Origin of the sequence: Methylobacterium segetis (assembly GCF_004348265.1) — a bacterium.
GTDB lineage: Bacteria > Pseudomonadota > Alphaproteobacteria > Rhizobiales > Beijerinckiaceae > Methylobacterium > Methylobacterium segetis.
Map to the genome: position 1 here is coordinate 1 of NZ_SMNT01000118.1, position 18266 is coordinate 18266.

The 18266-nt window shown below is 70.5% G+C and carries 14 protein-coding genes and 1 tRNA gene; 6 read left to right on the forward strand and 9 right to left on the reverse strand.

Translation table 11 applies throughout. From position 1 onward, the window contains the following. The 3 genes from E1J50_RS22685 to E1J50_RS22695 all read left to right on the forward strand — a co-directional run. On the forward strand, positions 1 to 1238 hold a 1238-nt coding region (locus E1J50_RS22685; protein ID WP_245516702.1), incomplete at its 5' end, for an OmpA family protein. 211 nt (positions 1239 to 1449) lie between these two features. Then, a complete protein-coding gene (locus tag E1J50_RS22690) occupies positions 1450 to 2658 on the forward strand; it encodes an MFS transporter (protein WP_132256038.1) in 1209 nt (402 codons plus the stop codon). Positions 2659 to 2812: 154 nt separating this feature from the next. Beyond that, positions 2813 to 4102, forward strand: a complete 1290-nt coding sequence (locus tag E1J50_RS22695) for a hemolysin family protein (RefSeq protein WP_132256039.1) — start codon at positions 2813 to 2815, stop codon at positions 4100 to 4102. 84 nt (positions 4103 to 4186) lie between these two features. Here E1J50_RS22695 and gltX read toward each other — a convergent pair whose 3' ends face one another. Beyond that, a complete protein-coding gene (gene gltX / locus E1J50_RS22700; protein ID WP_132256040.1) occupies positions 4187 to 5527 on the reverse strand; it encodes a glutamate--tRNA ligase in 1341 nt (446 codons plus the stop codon). 138 nt (positions 5528 to 5665) lie between these two features. Between gltX and E1J50_RS22705 the strand changes: the two genes are divergently transcribed. Together E1J50_RS22705 and E1J50_RS22710 are read left to right on the forward strand one after the other, a co-directional pair. Next, positions 5666 to 5740 (forward strand) — tRNA-Val (locus E1J50_RS22705). Positions 5741 to 5873: 133 nt separating this feature from the next. Further along, positions 5874 to 7142: an efflux RND transporter periplasmic adaptor subunit gene (locus tag E1J50_RS22710; protein WP_132256041.1), complete on the forward strand. Its 1269-nt coding sequence runs from the start codon at positions 5874 to 5876 to the stop codon at positions 7140 to 7142. Positions 7143 to 7151: 9 nt separating this feature from the next. Here the strand turns inward: E1J50_RS22710 and E1J50_RS22715 are convergent, their stop codons facing one another. Continuing rightward, positions 7152 to 7532, reverse strand: coding sequence for a cupredoxin domain-containing protein (locus E1J50_RS22715; protein ID WP_132256042.1), 381 nt, complete (start codon positions 7530 to 7532; stop codon positions 7152 to 7154). Positions 7533 to 7792: 260 nt separating this feature from the next. Here E1J50_RS22715 and E1J50_RS22720 point away from each other — a divergent pair, with 260 nt between their 5' ends. Further along, positions 7793 to 10603, forward strand: a complete 2811-nt coding sequence (locus E1J50_RS22720) for an EAL domain-containing protein (RefSeq protein WP_245516703.1) — start codon at positions 7793 to 7795, stop codon at positions 10601 to 10603. Positions 10604 to 10853: 250 nt separating this feature from the next. Here E1J50_RS22720 and E1J50_RS22725 read toward each other — a convergent pair whose 3' ends face one another. From E1J50_RS22725 to E1J50_RS22755, 7 genes are all read right to left on the reverse strand, one after another. Further along, positions 10854 to 12236: a class II 3-deoxy-7-phosphoheptulonate synthase gene (locus E1J50_RS22725; protein WP_132256044.1), complete on the reverse strand. Its 1383-nt coding sequence runs from the start codon at positions 12234 to 12236 to the stop codon at positions 10854 to 10856. A gap of 108 nt (positions 12237 to 12344) precedes the next feature. Then, a complete protein-coding gene (locus E1J50_RS22730) occupies positions 12345 to 14042 on the reverse strand; it encodes a methyl-accepting chemotaxis protein (RefSeq protein ID WP_132256045.1) in 1698 nt (565 codons plus the stop codon). 242 nt (positions 14043 to 14284) lie between these two features. Then, positions 14285 to 14584: an RNA polymerase sigma factor region1.1 domain-containing protein gene (locus tag E1J50_RS22735; protein WP_132256046.1), complete on the reverse strand. Its 300-nt coding sequence runs from the start codon at positions 14582 to 14584 to the stop codon at positions 14285 to 14287. A 56-nt stretch (positions 14585 to 14640) separates the two neighbouring features. Then, positions 14641 to 16026 carry a glutathione-disulfide reductase gene (gene gor / locus E1J50_RS22740; RefSeq protein WP_132256047.1) on the reverse strand — a complete coding sequence of 462 codons (1386 nt, stop codon included), beginning with the start codon at positions 16024 to 16026 and terminating at the stop codon, positions 14641 to 14643. A 100-nt stretch (positions 16027 to 16126) separates the two neighbouring features. Next, positions 16127 to 16690, reverse strand: coding sequence for a DUF2059 domain-containing protein (locus E1J50_RS22745; protein ID WP_132256048.1), 564 nt, complete (start codon positions 16688 to 16690; stop codon positions 16127 to 16129). A 50-nt stretch (positions 16691 to 16740) separates the two neighbouring features. Continuing rightward, positions 16741 to 17454, reverse strand: a complete 714-nt coding sequence (gene rpiA / locus E1J50_RS22750) for a ribose-5-phosphate isomerase RpiA (RefSeq protein WP_132256049.1) — start codon at positions 17452 to 17454, stop codon at positions 16741 to 16743. Between the two features lie 134 nt (positions 17455 to 17588). Beyond that, a complete protein-coding gene (locus E1J50_RS22755; RefSeq protein WP_245516630.1) occupies positions 17589 to 18062 on the reverse strand; it encodes a hypothetical protein in 474 nt (157 codons plus the stop codon). Positions 18063 to 18266: the final 204 nt, after the last annotated feature.

The window sequence follows — 18266 nt, forward strand, 5'->3', positions numbered from 1 at the left end:
CCGGCGTCCCGGGCCGGCCCGTCCAACCGGCGCCCGGCCAACCGGGCGGACCGCCCGCCGGTGCGCAGCCCCCGGCCCCCAACGCGCAACCCGGCGCCCCGCAACCGGACGGCACGCGGAACCAGGGCGCGCCCGCCACGGCTCCGAATGCCCAGCCGGGCGTTCCGGGCCGGCCCGTCGAGCCCCAGGGCGCGGCGCCCGATCAACGGCCGAATGGTCGTTTCGACGAGCGCGACCGTGACCGCGACCGCGACCGCCGCGACAGCTTCAATACGCCGGGCCGCCCCGGCTACGTGCCCGGCGGCTTCCGCCAGGAGGACGAGGACGTCCGCGATTACGAGCGCATCCGGCGCGACCGGCGCGAGTTCAGCGAGGGCGGTCGCACCTACATCCGCGAGCCCGGCCGCATCATCGTGCGCGATCGGGACGGCTACTTCATCCGCCACGACGAGAACGAGCGCTTCCGCGATCTCGACCGCGGGCGCTATCGCAGCGAGCGGCGCGGCAGCGAAACGGTGACCTATCTCGACCGGCCCGGCGGCGAACAGATCGTCACGGTCGTCGACGACGACGGGCGGCTCCTGCGCCGCTCCCGCCGCTTCCGCGACGGCCGCGAGGTCGTGATCATCGACAATGCCTTCGGCGGGCGCCCGCGCCCGATCTACGAGGACGTGGTCGTGCTGCCGCCGCCGGATATCCGCATCCCGCGCGACCGCTACGTCGTGGATTACGAGGGCGCCGACGAGCGCACCGTCTACGAGGCGCTGACCGCGCCGCCGGTGGTGCCGATCGAGGGGCGCTACACGCTCGATCAGGTGCGCTACAGCCCGCAATTGCGGGCCCGCATGCGCAGCGTCGACATCGACACGATCAACTTCGACACGGGCTCGTTCACGGTCACGCCGGATCAGGCGGCGCGGCTCTCCACCATCGCCCAGGCGATCAACCAGGCGATCCGCAACAATCCGCAAGAGGTGTTCCTGATCGAGGGCTACACCGACGCGGTGGGGGCCGACGTCGACAACCTCTCCCTGTCGGATCGTCGGGCCCAGTCGGTGGCGACCGTGCTGACCCAGCAATTCCAGGTGCCGCCGGAGAACCTGACGACGCAAGGCTACGGCGAGCAGTACCTGAAGGTGAACACGCAAGGTCCCTCGCGGGAGAACCGGCGCGTGACGGTCCGCCGGATCACGCCGCTCATCCAGCAGGGTCAGGCCCAGGGCGAGCCCCCGCGCTGAGGAAGCGACCGCCCTCCCCCTCCCCGGGGGAGGGCCCGGGGCGGTGTTGCGGGCGTTCGCGCCGCGGCGCTCGCGCCTCGGCCCGAGCGATCATCCCCGAAACGATCTTCGCACGGGGCATGGCGATCACTCAGCGTACCGTCGCCGGTGTTGACGCACCGGTCCACCGCGCCCAAACGGGCGGCTCTCAGGACGGCCGCAGCGAGGATTCATGTCGGAGGCGGATGACCGGTTGATCGAGGCCGGCACGCCGGTCTTTCGCCGCACGACCGTCGCCCTCGCGGCCGCCGGCTTCTCAACCTTCGCGGTGCTCTACGGCGTGCAGCCCCTGCTGCCGGTCTACGCCGACGATTTCCACGTCTCGCCGGCCGAGAGCAGCCTCGCCCTCTCGCTTCCCTGCGCGACGCTCGCCGTCGCGCTCCTCGTCGTCAGCCCGCTCTCGGAGGTCTGGGGGCGCAAGCCCGTGATGACGATCTCGCTGTTCGCATCGGCGATCCTCACCATCGTCGCCTGCCTCGTTCCGAGCTGGCACGGCTTCCTGGCCTTGCGGGCGCTGACCGGATTGACCGCGAGCGGCCTCCCGGCCGTCGCGATGGCCTATCTCAGCGAGGAGATGCACGGGCGCGCGATCGGCCTGTCGATGGGGCTTCTAATCGGCGGAAACGCGCTCGGCGGCATGGTCGGGCGGCTGATCGCGGGCGTGATCGCCGATTACGGCTCCTGGCGGCTCGGCCTCGGGACGATCGGCGTGCTGGCGCTGCTTGCCGCCGTCACCTTCTGGAGGGCGCTGCCCGAATCCCGGCATTTCACCGCGCACCGGATGCGATGGCGGGAGGTGCCCGGCACCTTCACCCAGCATTTCCGCGACGCGGGGCTGCCCTGGCTGTTCGCGGAAGCCTTCCTGCTCATGGGCGGCTTCGTTTGCGTCTACAATTATATCGGCTTCCGCCTGCTCGATCCGCCCTTCTCCCTCAGCCAGGCGGCGATCGGCGCGATCTTCGCCGTCTATCTCGCGGGTACCGCGAGCTCGGCGGCGACGGGCGAGATCGCGAGCCGGCTGGGGCGGCGCAAGGTGCTGTGGCTCGCCATCACGCTGGGTCTCGTCGGGATCGTGATGACGCTGTCGGACAACCTCGTCGTCATCATCGGCGGCATCGCGGTGGTCACGATCGGCTTCTTCGGCGCCCATTCCGTCGCCAGCAGCTGGATCGGCCGGCGCGCGCTGCGCGACCGCGCCCAGGCGTCCTCGGTGTATCTCTCCCTCTACTATCTCGGCTCCTCGGTGCTCGGCACGGCCGGCGGGTGGTTCTTCGCCCATGCGGGCTGGCCGGGCGTCGTCGCCTATTTCGGTGCGCTCTACGGCATCGCCCTGGCCATCGCGATCCGCCTCGCGCGCCTGCCTCCGCTGACGCGCCCCTGAGCGGGCGCATCCGGTTTCCGGCTCCGCCGCGGATCGGAACGCGGCTCGGCCGGTTGACCCGGCAGGGCGCGACCTCCATCAAGAGCGCCGCCCGTCATCATCAGAGGAAGCCCGGCGCGCCCGATCGGCGGCTCCGGCTTGATGTTCCGCAGCCGTGCTCGAGCTCGCCGTCGCCGTTGCCCTGATCGCCCTCAACGGCGTGTTCGCTCTCTCCGAACTCGCCGTCGTCTCGTCCCGCAAGAGCCGCCTGCGCTCGATGGTGGAGGAGCGCCGCCGCGGCGCCCACGCCGCCCTCGCGCTGGCGGAGGAGCCGGGCCGCTTCCTCTCCACCGTCCAGATCGGGATCACCCTCGTCGGCATCCTCTCCGGCGCCGTGTCCGGCGCGGCGCTCGGCGAGCGGCTGACCGGCATCCTGGTCGATGTGGGGCTCGCCAAGGTCTGGGCCGACACGATCGGCTACGGCCTCGTGATCGCGATCATCACCTACCTGTCGGTGATCATCGGCGAATTGGTGCCGAAGCACCTCGCCCTGCGGGATCCCGAAGGCGTCGCCTGCCTCGTCAGCCCCTCGATGCGCCTCGTCTCCCGGGTGGCGAAGCCCGCCGTCTGGCTCCTCGACGCCTCGACGCGGGCGGTGTTCCGCCTGATCGGACAGGAGACCGAGAGCGCGAGCGCCGTGACCGAGGAGGAGATCCGCCACCTCGTCGCCGAGGCCGAGACGGCGGGCGTGATCGAGACCGGCGAGCGCAAGATGATCGCGGGCGTTCTCCGCCTGGGCGACCGCGCCGTGCGCGGCGTCATGACCCCGCGCACCGACGTCGACTGGATCGACCTGCACCGGGACGAGGAGGAGATCCGGGCCGCCATTCTGGCCAGCCCGCACTCGCGCCTTCCGGTCGCGGAGGGCGGCGCGGACAACATGATCGGCGTGGTGCAGGTGCGCGACCTCGTGAAGCCGCTGATGGCGGGCGAAGGCATCGACCTGCGCCGTCACGTGCGCCGCGCACCCGTCCTGCCCGACACCCTCGACGCACTCGATGCGTTGAACGCGCTGCAGGCGGCGGAGGTGCCGATGGCTCTCGTCCACGACGAGTACGGGCATTTCGACGGGCTCGTGACGCCGGCCGACATCCTCGATGCCATCGCGGGCGCCTTCCACTCCGAGGATCCCGAGCCCGAGGCGGTGCAGCGGGCGGACGGGTCCTGGCTGATCGCCGGCTGGATGCCCGTCGACGAGATGGCCGACCAGCTCGGCATCAAGCTCGAAGCCTCCCGCGACTACGAGACCGCGGCCGGCCTCGTCATCGAGCGCCTGCAGCGCCTGCCCGAGACGGGCGAGACCTGCGACATCTCAGGCTGGCGCTTCGAGGTGGTGGATCTCGACGGTCGGCGCGTCGACAAGATCCTGGTGACGCGCCTGACGGAGGACGTCCCGGCGGGGTGACCGGCTCCGGGAGTTCTGGCGCGTCCCCCGACGCCCTTGCGGAGCGGCGAGCCCGTCCCGGGCCAGCCGCTTTCGGGAGCCTTGTCAGGCCACCGCCCGCAACCGCTCGGCCGCCCGCTCTCGACCGATCAGCGGCAGCAACGCGGAGAGGTCCGGCCCATGGTCGAGGCCGGTGAGCGCGAGGCGCAGCGGCATGAAGAGGGCCTTGCCCTTGGCGCCCGTGCGGTCTTTCACGGCCGTGGTCCACGCCTTCCAGGTCTCCGGCCCCCAGGGCTCGGCCGGCAGCGTCGCGATGGCCGCCGAGACGAGGCTCGCGTCGGTGGTGACGGGCTCGATCGGACCCGTCACGACGTGCCACCAATCCCGGGCATCCTCGACCTTCACGAGGTTTGCGCGCACCGCGAGCCAGAACGCCTCCGCCGCCTCCGCAGGGACGCCGAGGCCCGCGAGGCGATCCAGCACCGCGACCGCCGGCATCTCGTGGACGAGGCGGGCGTTGAGGCCGTCGAGTTCGTGCGGGTCGAACTTCGCCGGCGCCCGAGAGATGTGGGCAAGATCCACGAGGGCTGCGAGCTCGTCGAGGCCGGCGATGGCCCGCACCGCTTCCGCCGAGCCGGTCAGCACCGCGAGCGAGCGGACGGAAGCCGGCTCGTAGCCCGCCGCGCGCAGGCCCCGGAGCGAGAGGTGTCCGAGGCGCTTCGAGAGCCCCTCCCCGTCCGCCGTGGTGAGGAGGTTGTGATGCCCGAAGACGGGCAGTGGGTGCCCCAGAGCCTCGAAGATCTGCACCTGCACGCCGGTGTTGGTGACGTGGTCCTCGCCCCGGATGACGTGGGTGACGCCGAGCTCCGCATCGTCGACGACGGAGGGCAGCGTGTAGAGGTAGGTCCCGTCGGCCCGCACCAGCACGGGGTCCGAGAGGGAGGCGCAATCGACATGCGCCTCTCCGCGGACGAGGTCGTTCCAGCTCACCGTGCGATGGTCGAGCTTGAAGCGCCAGTGCGGACGCCGCCCTTCCGCCTCGAGGGACGCCCGCTGCTCGGCCGTCAGGCTCAGCGCCGCCCGGTCGTAGATCGGCGGAAGACCCCGGCCGAGCTGGCGCTTGCGCCGCCGCTCCAGCTCCTCGGGCGTCTCGTAGCAGGGATAGAGGCGCCCCAGGCCCCGGAGCCGTTCCGCGGCCGCATCGTGTCGCTCCGCGCGATCCGACTGGCGGGCGAACAGGTCCGGCACGATACCGAGCCAGGCGAGATCCTCCTCGATCGCCGCGGCGAATGCCGGCGTCGAGCGCTCGCGGTCGGTGTCGTCGAGGCGCAGCAGGAAGCGCCCGCCCCGCGCGCGGGCGAAGAGCGCGTTGAGGAGCGCGGGCCGGGCATTGCCGATGTGGAGGTAGCCGGTCGGGGACGGCGCGAAGCGGACGAGTGGAGACATGACCGCCCTCCTAATGGATAATGCCGGCTCTTGTGAACGATGAGGGACCGGGCGCCCGTGTTTTCCGGTGCCGGCCCCCGCCTCCATGCGAGGGGCCTTGACGCGACGGCGCGCGCCGCCCTAGAAGGCCCTCGGTCCGGGTGCGTAGCTCAGCGGGAGAGCATTCGCTTCACACGCGAAGGGTCACAGGTTCGATCCCTGTCGCGCCCACCATCCCACCTCACGAACATCGCTGCACACCTGGTCCCCCCGCGTCGCCCTGCGTCGTTTCGGTGGCCTGTGACGCGCGCAGTCCCGCGGTATATGGTCTGCCAGATTTCGGTGCCGGCCGGAGAGTACGGGTCCCATGAAGGCGCACGGTGACGCGAACGAGATCCCGCCGCCGCCGCGCAAGGGCCCGTTCCTGCTGGTGGGGTTGGTGGGTCTCGGCCTTCTCGGCTGGGGCGGCTACGGGCACTGGCAGCAGCGGGCCGCCGCCACGGAGACGCAGCGCCGAACGAAGGATTTCGTGCCGCGCCTGCGCACCATCGCGGTGGAACGCACCGACAAGCCCATCGACCTGACGCTGCCCGGCGAGACGCAGGCCTTCGCGAAGGCGGCGATCTCGGCGCGCGCGACCGGGTACATCGCCGAGCGCCGGGTGGATATCGGCACGCGCGTGAAGGCCGGCGACATCCTGCTCCGGGTCGCCGCGCCAGACCTCGACCAGCAGCTCGCCCAGGCCGAGGCGCAGCTCGGCCAGCTTCAGGCCCAGCTTCTCCAGGCCCGCGCGATGGTGGATCAGGCCCGCGCCAACGTGAACCTCGCCAACGTCACCAACAGCCGCACCTCGACCCTCGCTGTCCAGGGCTGGGCCTCGAAGCAGAACGCGGACACCTCGCAGGCCGGCGTGCTCAGTCAGGGCGCGAACCTCGCCTCGGCGGAGGCGGGCGTGAAGGTGGCGGAGGCCAACATCAAGGCGCAGGGCGCCACCGTCGACCGGCTCAAGGCGCTCACGGGCTTCAAGGACGTGGTCGCGCCCTTCGACGGCGTCGTCACCACCCGCAGCGTCGATGTCGGCGACCTCGTGAAGGCCGATGGCGGCGGCACGCCTCTCCTGACGATGGACCGGGACGACATCCTGCGCATCTCGGTGAACGTGCCGCAGAACGCGGCCGTCGGGGTCGGCCCCGGTGTCGAGGCCGCGATCCGCGTGCCGCAGATGCCCGAGCGGACCTTCGTCGGGCGAGTCGAGCGCAGTTCCGTCGCGCTGCTCAGCGCCTCGCGCACCCTGACGACACAGGTGGACGTTCCGAATCCGGAGGGGGCGCTGCGGGCCGGCCTCTACGTCTACGTGACCCTGAAGATCCCGCGGCTGGAGCCGGCGATGACCGTGCCCGCCGAGGCCCTCGTGTTCAACCAGGGCGGGACGCAGGTGGCGGTCGCCCGCGACGACGGCCGGGCCGAGTGGCGCAAGGTGCATATCCGCCGCGATTTCGGGCGCAGCGTCGAGCTGGACCAAGGCTTGTCCGGCGACGAGCGGGTCGTGCTGAGCCCGCCCGCCGACCTGCGCGACGGACAGGCGATCGAGCGCGAGCCGGAGGGGCGCACGCCGGTGCAGGCGGCCGCGCGCTGAGCGCGGCGCTCAGTTCACCCGCACGTTGAGCTTCATCTTGGGGTGGATGCCGCACAGGACCTGGAACGTGCCGGCGGCCGGAAAGGTGACCGCCGTGCGGCTGCCGGGCGCCTGATCGCCGGAATCGAAACTGAAGATCTCCGACTCGATGTAGAGGTGATGCAGGAGGTCGCTGTCGTCGTTGACGATCACGATCGTCTCGCCGCGCTGGATCGCCACGCTGCCCGGCTGGAAGGCGCGGCCCTTCTGCGAGACGAGGTGCCCGGTGGCCTGGACCCCGCCCACGTCGAGGATGCCGCCGACGAGGGCCGCCCCCAAAATTAAACCGAGAGTTGCAGCAAGGCGCCGCGGAACGGCGAGGCGGCAGGGCAGTGCAAGGGTGGCGAGCATCACGATCTCCGGCGCGAGCCGTCGGAGAAGAGAGCCTCAAAAAACTTAACGAATCTTCGGGCACCGCAGGAGACGGATCGATTTGTCGAGCCCGGGCCGAGGTTTCGGGCCGCGGACCCAAGGCCGGGCTAAGCGGCTCTTAACATGTGCAGCCCTAACTTAGGGTTCGTTCGAGGGAGAGCGTTTTCGATCCGATGCGACGGGACCGCACATTTCCGTGGCAGGAGCCGTCATCCGCGACGGCGAATCTGCCGCGGCGCATGTCAGCCGAGGTCGCGACGATCCGCGGGCGCATCTTCGTCGCGTTCCTGATCATGAGCCTGATCACCGGCGCGCTCGGGCTCTACGCGACGTTGGGGATCCGCAAGGCGGGCGATCTCGTCCAGCGCACCTACGACCAGTCCCTGATGTCGATCAACTACGCGCGGGCCGCGGCGGCGGACTTCGCGAAGATGCGGGCGGCCTTCGCGCGCCGGTCCCTCACGGCCGATGCCGCAGCGCGGACGAAGCTCGACGAGGAGATCGCCGAGCTCGCCACGACGCTGCTCGAGGACCTCACCATCGCGGTCGAGCGCTCGCAATCGGACCGGGCGATCCGTGCCGGCGTCGGCGTCCAGGCGGCCGTGCAGGCCTGGGACGAGATGCGCCGAAGCCTCGAGACGGCGGCCGCTTCGGGCTCGGCCTGGGAGGGTCTCGACCGGCAGGCCGGGATCGTCGACGGGCAGATCGACATGCTCGTGAACTACACGGCGGGCGACGGCTTCACCTACCGGCAGACCGCCCGCACCATCGTCGCCGAGGAGATCCGCTTCTACGCCGTCGCGACGGTGGTCGCCCTGCTGCTCTCGGCGCTCGTCGCGTGGCTTCTCAACCGGCGCATCATCGGCCCCGTCGCGGCGGCCTCGGCGGTGGCCGAGCGGATCGCGGCGGGCCGGCTCGACGACGCGGTGCCCGTGGGCGGGCGTGACGAGCTCGGGGCCCTCCTGCGCGCGATGGCGACCATGCGCGACAACATCCGCGCCATGATGGAGCGCGAGGTGAGCCAGCGCCGCTCGGCTCAGGCCCTGCTCGCGGACGCTCTGGAGAGCTCGCACGAGGGCGTGGTCGTGGTGGATCCCGAGGGCCGGATCGCCCTCGCCAACGCGCAGGCCGTGGATTTCTTCGACGCAGGCTCCGGTCAGATCGCCTGCGGCCGCCCCGTCGCAGGGCTGGCGGCGGCCGGCGCCGACCCGGCCTCCACCGTGCTCGACCCCGCCCTGAGCCTTGCCCGCGACGGCGAGATCCGCCTCGCCGACGACCGCTGGCTCCGGGTCAGCCGCAGCGCGACGCGGGAGGGCGGTTTCGTCGCCGTGTGCAGCGACATCAGCGTCACGAAGGAGCAGGAGACCCGCCTGACGCAGACGAACCTGCGCCTCGATGCGGCCCTCGACAACATGTCCCAGGGTCTCTGCCTCTACGATGCCGAGCAGCGCCTGATGGTGGCGAACCGGCGCTACGGGGAGATCTACGGCCTCGCTCCGGGCTCCCTGACGGTCGGGATGAGCGCGACGGAGGTCCTCGGCGCCTGCATCGCCGCCGGCAATCACCCGGGCCGCAGCGTCGCGGACCTGATCGCCGAGAGTGCCGACGCCTACGGGCAGCTGCGCAATCGCCTGCTGCAGGAACTCGGCGACGGCCGCCTCATCGCGATCGAGACCTGCCCCACCGCCAATGGCGGCCTCGTCGCCACCTACGAGGACGTCACGGAACGGCGGATGGCGGAGGAGCGCATCGCCTTCATGGCGCGGCACGACGCGCTGACGGAATTGCCGAACCGGGTCCTCCTCGGCGAGCAGATCGAGGCCGCCATCGCCCAGGCCGGGCGCGAGGGCGGCTTCGCGGTGCTCTGCCTCGACCTCGACGACTTCAAGCCGGTCAACGACGCGCTGGGTCACGCGGTCGGCGACGAACTGATCCGCGCCGTCGCCAACCGCCTCTCGGCCTGCGTCCGCGAGATCGACAGCGTGGCCCGCCTGGGCGGGGACGAGTTCGCCGTGGTTCAGCGCGGGATCGAGCGGCCCGAGGACGTGGCCGTGCTGGCGCGCCGGATCGCCGACGTGCTGAGCGCGCCCTACGCGCTCACCGACCATTCCGTCGAGATCGGCGTCAGCATCGGCATCTCGCTCGCGCCCGGGGACGGGATGAGCTGCGAGAAGCTGCTCAAGCACGCCGATGTCGCCCTCGACCGCGCGAAGGCCGAGGCGCGCGGCTCGTTCCGCTTCTTCGAGCCGGAGATGGATGCCCGCCTGCAGGCGCGGCGGGAGCTCGAGCGCGATCTGCGCGAGGCCGTCGCCGAGGAAGCCTTCGAGCTGCACTACCAGCCGATCTACGACCTCAACGCCGAGCGGATCTCCGGCTTCGAGGCGCTGCTGCGCTGGCGGCACCCGAAGCGAGGCTCCGTGTCCCCCGTGGAGTTCATCCCGCTCGCGGAGGAACTCGGCCTCATCGTGCCGCTCGGCGAGTGGGTGATCCGGCAGGCCTGCCGCGAGGCGAGCGGCTGGCCGGGCGACATCAAGGTCGCGGTGAACGTCTCGGCGGTCCAGTTCACCTCCGCGCGCCTCATCAACGCGGTCCGCGACGCGCTGCACGCGGCGGGCCTGCCGGGGCGCCGGCTCGAACTGGAGATCACCGAATCCGTCCTCGTCGCCAATCCCGGCTCGACCACGGCGATCCTGCACAGCCTCAAGAGCATGGGCGTCCGCGTCTCGATGGACGATTTCGGCACGGGGTATTCCTCGCTGAGCTACCTGCGCTCCTTCCCCTTCGACAAGATCAAGATCGACCAGTCCTTCGTCCGCGGCCTCGGCGATTCGGACGGATCCGGCTTCATCGTACGGGCCGTCATCGGCCTCGGCGCGAGCCTCGGCATGACGACGACCGCGGAAGGCGTCGAGACGGTGGATCAGCTGCAGCGGCTGCGGGACGAGGGCTGCGACGAGGTGCAGGGCTACCTGATCAGCCGGCCCGTTCCCGGCGCCGAGCTCGCGGCCCTGCTGCGGCGCTTCAACGGCGCACAGCGCGCCATCGCGTAGTCGGTCTCAAGCGTCACCGCCGCACGCGCGCGCATTCCACAGGATGCGCGAGGTCTCTCAGGAACCCGAAATCTCTCCCAATCGTTGAAGCGTGCTGAGTTTCAACGGAGAGTTGTAATGCTGAAAGGCGGCTTGCTCTGGCTGATCGGGATCCCGCTTCCGATCATCCTGCTGATCTACTTCTTCACGAACTGGCTTCACTAGAAGCGGAGCGCGCTGCGGTTTCCTCCGCGGCGCGCAAAACCGTGTCTCACTCGGCCGCGTCGAGGTGCGGACGCTCGAAGGCCGCGCGCTCGCGCTTGACGAGCTCGGCCGTCAGGAAGGCCACCTCCAGCGCCTGCTCCGCGTTGAGGCGCGGGTCGCAATAGGTGTGGTAGCGGTCCTGCAGGTCGTCCGCGGTCAGCGCGCGCGCGCCGCCCGTGCATTCCGTGACGTCCTTGCCCGTCATCTCGAGATGGATGCCGCCGGCGATCGTCCCCTCGGCACGGTGAACGCCGAAGAAGCCCTCGATCTCCTGCATCACCCGCTCGAAGGGGCGCGTCTTGTAGCGCCCGGCGGCGACGGTGTTGCCGTGCATCGGATCGCAGGCCCACACCACCTTGCGGCCTTCCCGCTCGACCGCCCGGATCAGCCCCGGCAGGTGCTCGCCCACCTTGTCCGCGCCGAAGCGGCAGATCAGGGTCAGGCGCCCGGCCTCGTTGTCGGGATTGAGGAGGTCGGCGAGGCGGATCAGCCCGTCGGCGCTCATCGAGGGCCCGCATTTGAGGCCGATCGGGTTCTTGATCCCGCGGGCGTACTCGATATGGGCGTGGTCCGGCTGGCGGGTGCGGTCCCCGACCCAGAGCATGTGCCCCGAGGTCGCGTACCAATCGCCGCTCGTCGAATCGACGCGTGTCAGCGCCTCCTCGTAGCCGAGGAGCAGGGCCTCGTGGCTCGTGAAGAAATCCGTGGTGCGCACCTCCTGGTGCGTCTCCGGATTGATGCCGATCGCCCGCATGAAGTCGAGCGCGTCGCCCATCCGCTCCGCCACGTCCTGGTAGCGGGAAGATTGCGGCGAATCCTTCACGAAGCCGAGCATCCAGCGGTGCGCGTTCTCGAGATTCGCGTAGCCGCCGGTCGCGAAGGCGCGCAGCAGGTTCAGCGTCGCGGCCGATTGCCGATAGGCCTCGAGCTGCCGGCGCGGATCGGGAACACGCGCCTCCTCCGAGAAGGTCAGCCCGTTGATGATGTCGCCGCGGTAGCTCGGCAGGGCCACCCCGTCCATCGTCTCGGTGGGCGAGGAGCGGGGCTTGGCGAACTGACCCGCGATGCGGCCGACCTTCACCACGGGCGATCCGCCCGCGAAGGTGAGGACGAGCGCCATCTGCAGGAAGACGCGGAAGAAGTCGCGGATGTTGTCGGCGGAGTGCTCGTCGAAGCTCTCGGCGCAGTCGCCGCCCTGGAGGAGGAACGCCTCGCCGGCCGCGACGCGGGCGAGCGATGCCTTCAGCTTGCGCGCCTCACCGGCGAAGACGAGGGGCGGGAAGCTCGCGAGCTGCGCCTCCACGCCCTGGAGCGCGGCGGCATCCGGATAGGACGGCACCTGCTGGATCGGCAGGTCGCGCCATGTCTTCGGTGTCCAACGCTCGCCCATGTCCCGTCTCCCAGGCACCTCGTCCGCCTGAATGCGCGCGCGAAAAAGCCGCGCGCGAGCGCGGCTTATAGGAGGGTTTGCTGGCAGAAGCGAGAGGCCGGGCCGTGCTCAGGCGGCGCGGACCGTGGCGAGGACTGTACCGACTTCCGAGCCGAGGCGCTCGGATTGGCGCGATAGCTCGGAGGCGGAAGCGAGAACCTGGCTTGCCGCCGCTCCGGTCTCATCCGCCGCGCCGGCGACGCCCGCGATGTTTCTCGTCACCTCCTTCGTGCCGGTGGCGGCCTGCGCCACATTGCGGACGATCTCGCGGGTGGCGGCGCCCTGCTCCTCGACGGCGGCCGAGATCGACGTCGCAACCGTGCTGATCTCCTGGATCCGGCCGGAGATCGCCCCGATCGCCCGAACGGCTTCCTGCATCGAGCTCTGGATCTGCGAGACCTGACCGTCGATCTCACTGGTCGCTTTGCCGGTCTGTGCAGCGAGCGCCTTGACCTCGCTCGCGACCACCGCGAAGCCGCGGCCCGCCTCGCCGGCGCGAGCCGCCTCGATCGTCGCGTTCAGCGCCAGCAGATTGGTCTGGTCGGCGATGTTCGAGATCAGGCTGACGATGTTTCCGATGCGCCCTGCCGCCTCGCTGAGGTCCTGCACGAGATGCGCGGTGGCGTCCGCCTCGCGAACGGCGGTGGCGGCGAGATCCGCGGACCCGGCGACCTGACGCCCGATCTCGCCGACCGACGTCCCGAGCTCCTCCGCGGCTGCCGCGACGGTGCCGACATTGGTCGCCGCCTGCTCGGCTGCGGCCGCGACGGTCGTCGACTGGCTGGCGGTCTCGGTGGCCGTCGCGGTCATTTGCTGTGCGGTGGCCTGAAGCTGCGTCGCGGACGATGATACGAGGCTGACGATCCCTCCCACAGCCGCCTCGAAACGGCCCGCCAGCTCCACCATGGTGCGCTTGCGCTCGGCGGCAGCGGCCTCGTCGGTGTGGCGGCGCTGCTCCGCCTCGTCGGCGGCCTTCCGGGCGACCATGCCCTTGATCCCATCCACAGCGCGCGCGACGGCGCCGATCTCGTCGCCGCGGGCGATCTCCCGGATTGTGGCGTCCGTCTCGCCCCGCGCCATGCGCTCCAGAACGGCGACGAGGCTCGAGAGCGGGCGCGTGACGCCGAACACGACGATGGCAACGGTCAGCAACACCGCCACCGACAGTCCGCCGGTCGCGGCAGCGATCAGCAGCGTGGTCGCGTCACGGGCCCGGGCATCTGCGGCATCGCGCGCCCCCTGAAACTCCCGGGTGTGCTGATCAACCTGCGCCTTGACGATCTCGTTGACCTTGGTGCGGATGGCCGTGCTCGTCGTCATGACGACACGGGACCCGGCGGCGAGCTCGTCGCGCATGGTGAACGCAATGGATTCCTCGGCACTGACGAAATAGTCGGCGATCTTCTGCCTCAGCAATTGGCCAGCCTCTCGCCGCTCAGCCGTGTCGGCGAGTGCGATCATCCGATCGGCGGCCTCGATGGTCGCCTTGGTCGCGGCGTCGTAGCGGCGCCTGTACTTGTCGATCTCACCACGGCGTTCATCGACGATCATGTTGCGGATCTGAACCGCCGCCTCGTTGATATTGAGTCCCACCTTGAGAACGGATTCGAGACGTGCGGCCTCCACGTCGACGATCGTGCGCATATCGGAGGCCAGTCCGGTCATCTGCGAACGCGCGTAGGTGACGAGGGATACGGCGATCACGATCATGATCGACACCGGAATGCAGATTTTTGTAATGAACTTCAGATTATTGAATTTGCGCATGGTCAGCCTCGGAAATCTCGATGAATTCCGATTTAGTATTGACTCTTACAGTTAATAATCGGTTAAATTGCAATATGAGCGAAGGGACTCGATTTTCAAATTAGAATGAAAACTGTCGATCCATCGGGGTCTGGATTGGATTTGAAAGAATTTCGGCCAATTACCAGCGGTCACGCGCCTCCGCGGACGGCCCTGTGGCCGGCTCTCGCTCAGCGGAAATGGCCGCCCGAAGCCCTGCCGGCTCAGCCTGTCTCCCCGTCCTCGACCTCGATCCCGTGCTCGGCCAGGATCCAGAAGATCGCCTCCAGATCCTCGGCGGTGACGTCGCGCGGCGGAAGCGCCTCTTCGAGGTCGTCGTAGGTCAGGCAGCGGGTGCGCTGCGTCTCGGCCTTGGCGAGCAGCCGGTCGACCGCTTGGCGGATATCCGGCGGCAGGGCGTGGTGGCTGGGGAGCCGGTAGGTGAAGGCGGGACGCAGGGCGTCGGCCAGCATCCCGTCGATGATGGCCTGCCGCCTCGCCTGCGCGTCGTCTCGCTTGCCCATAAGGGCAATATGGACCGGGCCGCTCCGCCGTCGAGGGTGCGAAAGCGTTCCCGCGATCACCCGACCGCGACCGGGCGTTTCGTGACCGCGGGCACGCGCATGGTCACGAGTTCCTCGCTCGCCGTGGGGTGGACCGCGATGGTCCGGTCGAAATCGGCCTTCGTGGCGCCCATGGTCACGGCGATGCCCACGGCCTGGATGATCTCGCCCGCGTCGTGGCCGAACAGGTGCACGCCGACCACCTTGTCGCTCGCGCAATCGACGACGACCTTCATCAGCACCTTCTCGTCGCGGCCGGAGAGCGTCGCCTTCATGGGCCGGAAGCTCGCCTTGTAGACGTCGATCGCGCCGTAGATCTCCCGGGCCACGTCCTCGTTGTGGCCGACGACGCCGATCTCCGGCGTCGAGAACACGGCGGTCGGGATCAGGCGGTGATCGACGCACCAGGGCTTGTTGCCGAACACCGTGTCGGCGAAGGCGTGCCCCTCTCGGATGGCGATGGGCGTGAGGTTCGCCCGGTTCGTGACGTCGCCGACCGCGTAGATCGAGGGGATGGTGGTGCGGGAGGTGGCGTCGACGGGAATGGCGCCCGCGCGGTCGAGGGCGATGCCGACGCGCTCCAGCCCGAGCCCGGCGACGTTCGGGCGGCGCCCCGTCGCGACGAGAACTTGGTCGACCTCGATCTCCGAGCCGTCGTCGAGCCGGGCCGCGATGCCCTCCCCTCGCCGCTCCAGGCTCTGCACCGTGCGGCCGAGCCGCAGGTCCAGGCGCTTGGCGTAGGCGTCCCCCAGCGCGTCGCGGATCTCGTCGTCGAAGCCTCGCAGCAGCCGGTCGCCCCGGTGGAGCAGCGTCGTGCGCGAGCCGAGGGCGGCAAAGACGCCCGCGAACTCGACGGCGATGTAGCCGCCGCCGACGACGAGGATGCGCTCGGGCCGCGCCTCCAGATCGAACACCTCGTTCGAGGTGATGGCGAGATCGGCGCCCGGGATCACCGGCTCCTTCACCGGCGAGGCGCCGACCGCCACGAGGATGAAGCGGGCACGGACCCGCTCACCGCTGCCGACGAGCCGGACCGTGTGCGCGTCCTCGATCACGGCGCGCTGCGGCACGATCTCGACGCCCGCGCGCAACAGGTTGGTGTCGTAGATGCCCTCCAGCCGCGCCACCTCGGCGTCGCGGCGGCGCTTCAGCACGGACCAGTCGAAGCGGGGCTCGGGCACCGACCAGCCGAAGCCTGCCGCGTCCTCGAACTCGTCGGCGAAACGGCCGGCATAGACCATCAGCTTCTTCGGCACGCAGCCGCGGATGACGCAGGTGCCGCCGACCCGGTACTCCTCCGCGAGCGTGACGCGCGCCCCGTAGCCCGCCGCGATCCGCGCCGCGCGCACGCCGCCCGAGCCGCCGCCGATCACGAAGAGGTCGACGTCGAAATGTTCGCTCATGCGCTCATCCTGTGGCCGGCCGGATCCATCGGCCTCGCGAGGGGAGATGGCGTCGCGGGCGCGTCAGGTCCACCGCGCCCGCGCGGGCGCTGCGCCCGCCTCACTGCAGCTGGTGGCCGCGCTTGCCCATCTCGGCCCGGACCCGGACCATCACGTATTCCGAGACGTCCTGCGTCCAGGTCTGCATCGCGGCGACCATGTCGTCGAGCACCTGCGGCTGCGTCTGCACGTAGCGCTTGCCGGCGGGCGAGCGGAAGAAGTTCGCGATCTCCTGCAGCTCGGCCTCGTTGAGCTGCTTGGCGTAGATACCCGCGGCGGTGCTGATCATCCGCTGCTTCTGCAGCTCCATCTCGGGCTCGAGGCTCGCGAGCACCTCTTCGAGATCCTTCTGCAGCTCCGGCCGGGTCACCGCCTGCTTGCGGATCTGCTCGGCGAAGGCCGGGATGATCGAGTCGAACGAGCGGGCGATGCCGGAGCCCAGCATCACCTCCCGCGCGAGCGCGAGGTGATTCGGCGAGATCGCGGGCGCCGCAGGGGCGGCGGCGGGCTTCGCCGGGGGCTTCTGCTGTGGCGCGGGCGCGGGCTTGTTCGCCTGCGCGAGAGCCGCGCTCGGGCCGGCGAGGAGGAGGCTCGCCAGGGCGTAGGCGAGGATGGGGCGGGACATGGCGGGCGCTCCGGGATTCGTCTGTCTGCGGCGATGAGGGAGAGGCGGAATCAATCCAGGCTGCCGAGGACGGTCACCTCGGCCGTCCCGTCCACGTCGGCCGCGAGGATCGCGGCGGAGGCGATGCCGAGGAACAGGCCGTGCTCGACCACGCCGGGCACGGCCCAGAGCGCGGTGGACAGGCTTTCCGGATCGGGGATCCGGCCGAGGCGGGCGTCGAGGATGTGGTGGCCGCCATCCGTCAGGAGCGGGGCGCCCTCGGCCGTCCGGCGCAGGGCGACCTCGCCCACGCATCCGGCGCGCAGGATCGCCGCCTCGACGGCGCGGCGCGTCGCGGCGAGCCCGAACGGGTTCACCTCGATCGGCAGCGGGAAAGCCCCGAGCGTCTCGACGCGCTTGGCCGCGTCCGCGATCACCACCATCCGGCGGCTCGCGAAGGCCACGATCTTCTCGCGCAAAAGGGCCGCGCCGCCGCCCTTGATGAGGCGCAGCCTGTCGTCGACCTCGTCGGCCCCGTCGATCGTCAGATCGAGCTCGGGAACCTCCTCAAGGGTCGCGAGGCGGATGCCGGCGCGCGTGGCGGCCGCATGCGTCGCCTCGGAGGTCGGCACCCCGACGAGATCGAGCCCCGCCCGAACGCGCTCGCCCAGAAGCTCCACGAAGGCATTCGCGGTCGAGCCGGTGCCGATGCCGAGGCGCATGCCGGGCTCGACGAGTTCGAGCGCGCGCGCGGCCGCCGCCCTGCGGAGATCCGGCGCGCTCACCGGGAGCCTCGGGGAAGCGGGAGATGAGGGGAACGCATGTTTGCCACGGGGTCGACCTCGGCGGGAACGGAGGCGCCGTTAGCACGCGCGCCGCCCGGGCAAAAGACGATGTTCGGTCGCGACGCCCCGATCCTTCAGGGCCGGCCGCCCTGCGGCGGCGTCACGCTCGGGCCCGCGCGGCCCGGCGCCGGCCCGGTGGTCGGGGCCTCGCCCGCGCCCCCGACGGTCGGATTCGCCTGTTGCGTGCAGACGACCACCTCTTCCTTCACCTGCACGTAGCAGATGCTCATCTCGCCGCTGCGGTAATTCACCCGGAACACACCGGCCTCACGGGTGTGGCGGGAGGCGACGAGCCCGTACTCGCCCGGCGCCTGCGCCGTCGCGCCCTCGCCCGGCCCGAAGCAGAGGGTCTGGCCGATGCCGCCGCCCTCGCGCAGGCCGTACTGGCAGGAGGTGACCTCGCCCGTCACCCGGTCGACCCGGTAGACGCGGTTCAGGTCGATCTGGGGGGCCGGCACGAACTCGAAGGAGGCGGCGAGCACGGGGCCGGCGGCGAGGACGCCGAGCGTGAGGCAGGCCGGACGAAGAAACGGGAAGCGCCGAAGCATGGGGGCTCGCTCTCGCGGATGGGTGTCGCACGTCCCATCCGCGAGCTTTCAGGCGAGTCTTGGGCGGAGCGGCTCGCCGAAGCGCGCTTCGCGGCCCGCCTCCGCCTCTCTGCCGTGCCCCAGGCCCCTTGCAGGGGATACGGCCCGTGTCGCTGCGTCGAGAGTAACGGGAGGACGGGGAACGCCCGTCATCCGCTTGATTCA

Bases quoted from the DNA above. Each gene is read 5' to 3' on its own strand.
- E1J50_RS22715 (WP_132256042.1), bottom strand. From the start codon at position 7,532: ATGCTCGCCACCCTTGCACTGCCCTGCCGCCTCGCCGTTCCGCGGCGC.
- E1J50_RS22725 (WP_132256044.1), bottom strand. From the start codon at position 12,236: ATGGGCGAGCGTTGGACACCGAAGACATGGCGCGACCTGCCGATCCAG.
- E1J50_RS22710 (WP_132256041.1), top strand. From the start codon at position 5,874: ATGAAGGCGCACGGTGACGCGAACGAGATCCCGCCGCCGCCGCGCAAG.
- E1J50_RS22730 (WP_132256045.1), bottom strand. From the start codon at position 14,042: ATGCGCAAATTCAATAATCTGAAGTTCATTACAAAAATCTGCATTCCG.
- E1J50_RS22690 (WP_132256038.1), top strand. From the start codon at position 1,450: ATGTCGGAGGCGGATGACCGGTTGATCGAGGCCGGCACGCCGGTCTTT.
- E1J50_RS22755 (WP_245516630.1), bottom strand. From the start codon at position 18,062: ATGCTTCGGCGCTTCCCGTTTCTTCGTCCGGCCTGCCTCACGCTCGGC.
- E1J50_RS22735 (WP_132256046.1), bottom strand. From the start codon at position 14,584: ATGGGCAAGCGAGACGACGCGCAGGCGAGGCGGCAGGCCATCATCGAC.
- gor (WP_132256047.1), bottom strand. From the start codon at position 16,026: ATGAGCGAACATTTCGACGTCGACCTCTTCGTGATCGGCGGCGGCTCG.
- E1J50_RS22745 (WP_132256048.1), bottom strand. From the start codon at position 16,690: ATGTCCCGCCCCATCCTCGCCTACGCCCTGGCGAGCCTCCTCCTCGCC.
- E1J50_RS22720 (WP_245516703.1), top strand. From the start codon at position 7,793: ATGTCAGCCGAGGTCGCGACGATCCGCGGGCGCATCTTCGTCGCGTTC.
- gltX (WP_132256040.1), bottom strand. From the start codon at position 5,527: ATGTCTCCACTCGTCCGCTTCGCGCCGTCCCCGACCGGCTACCTCCAC.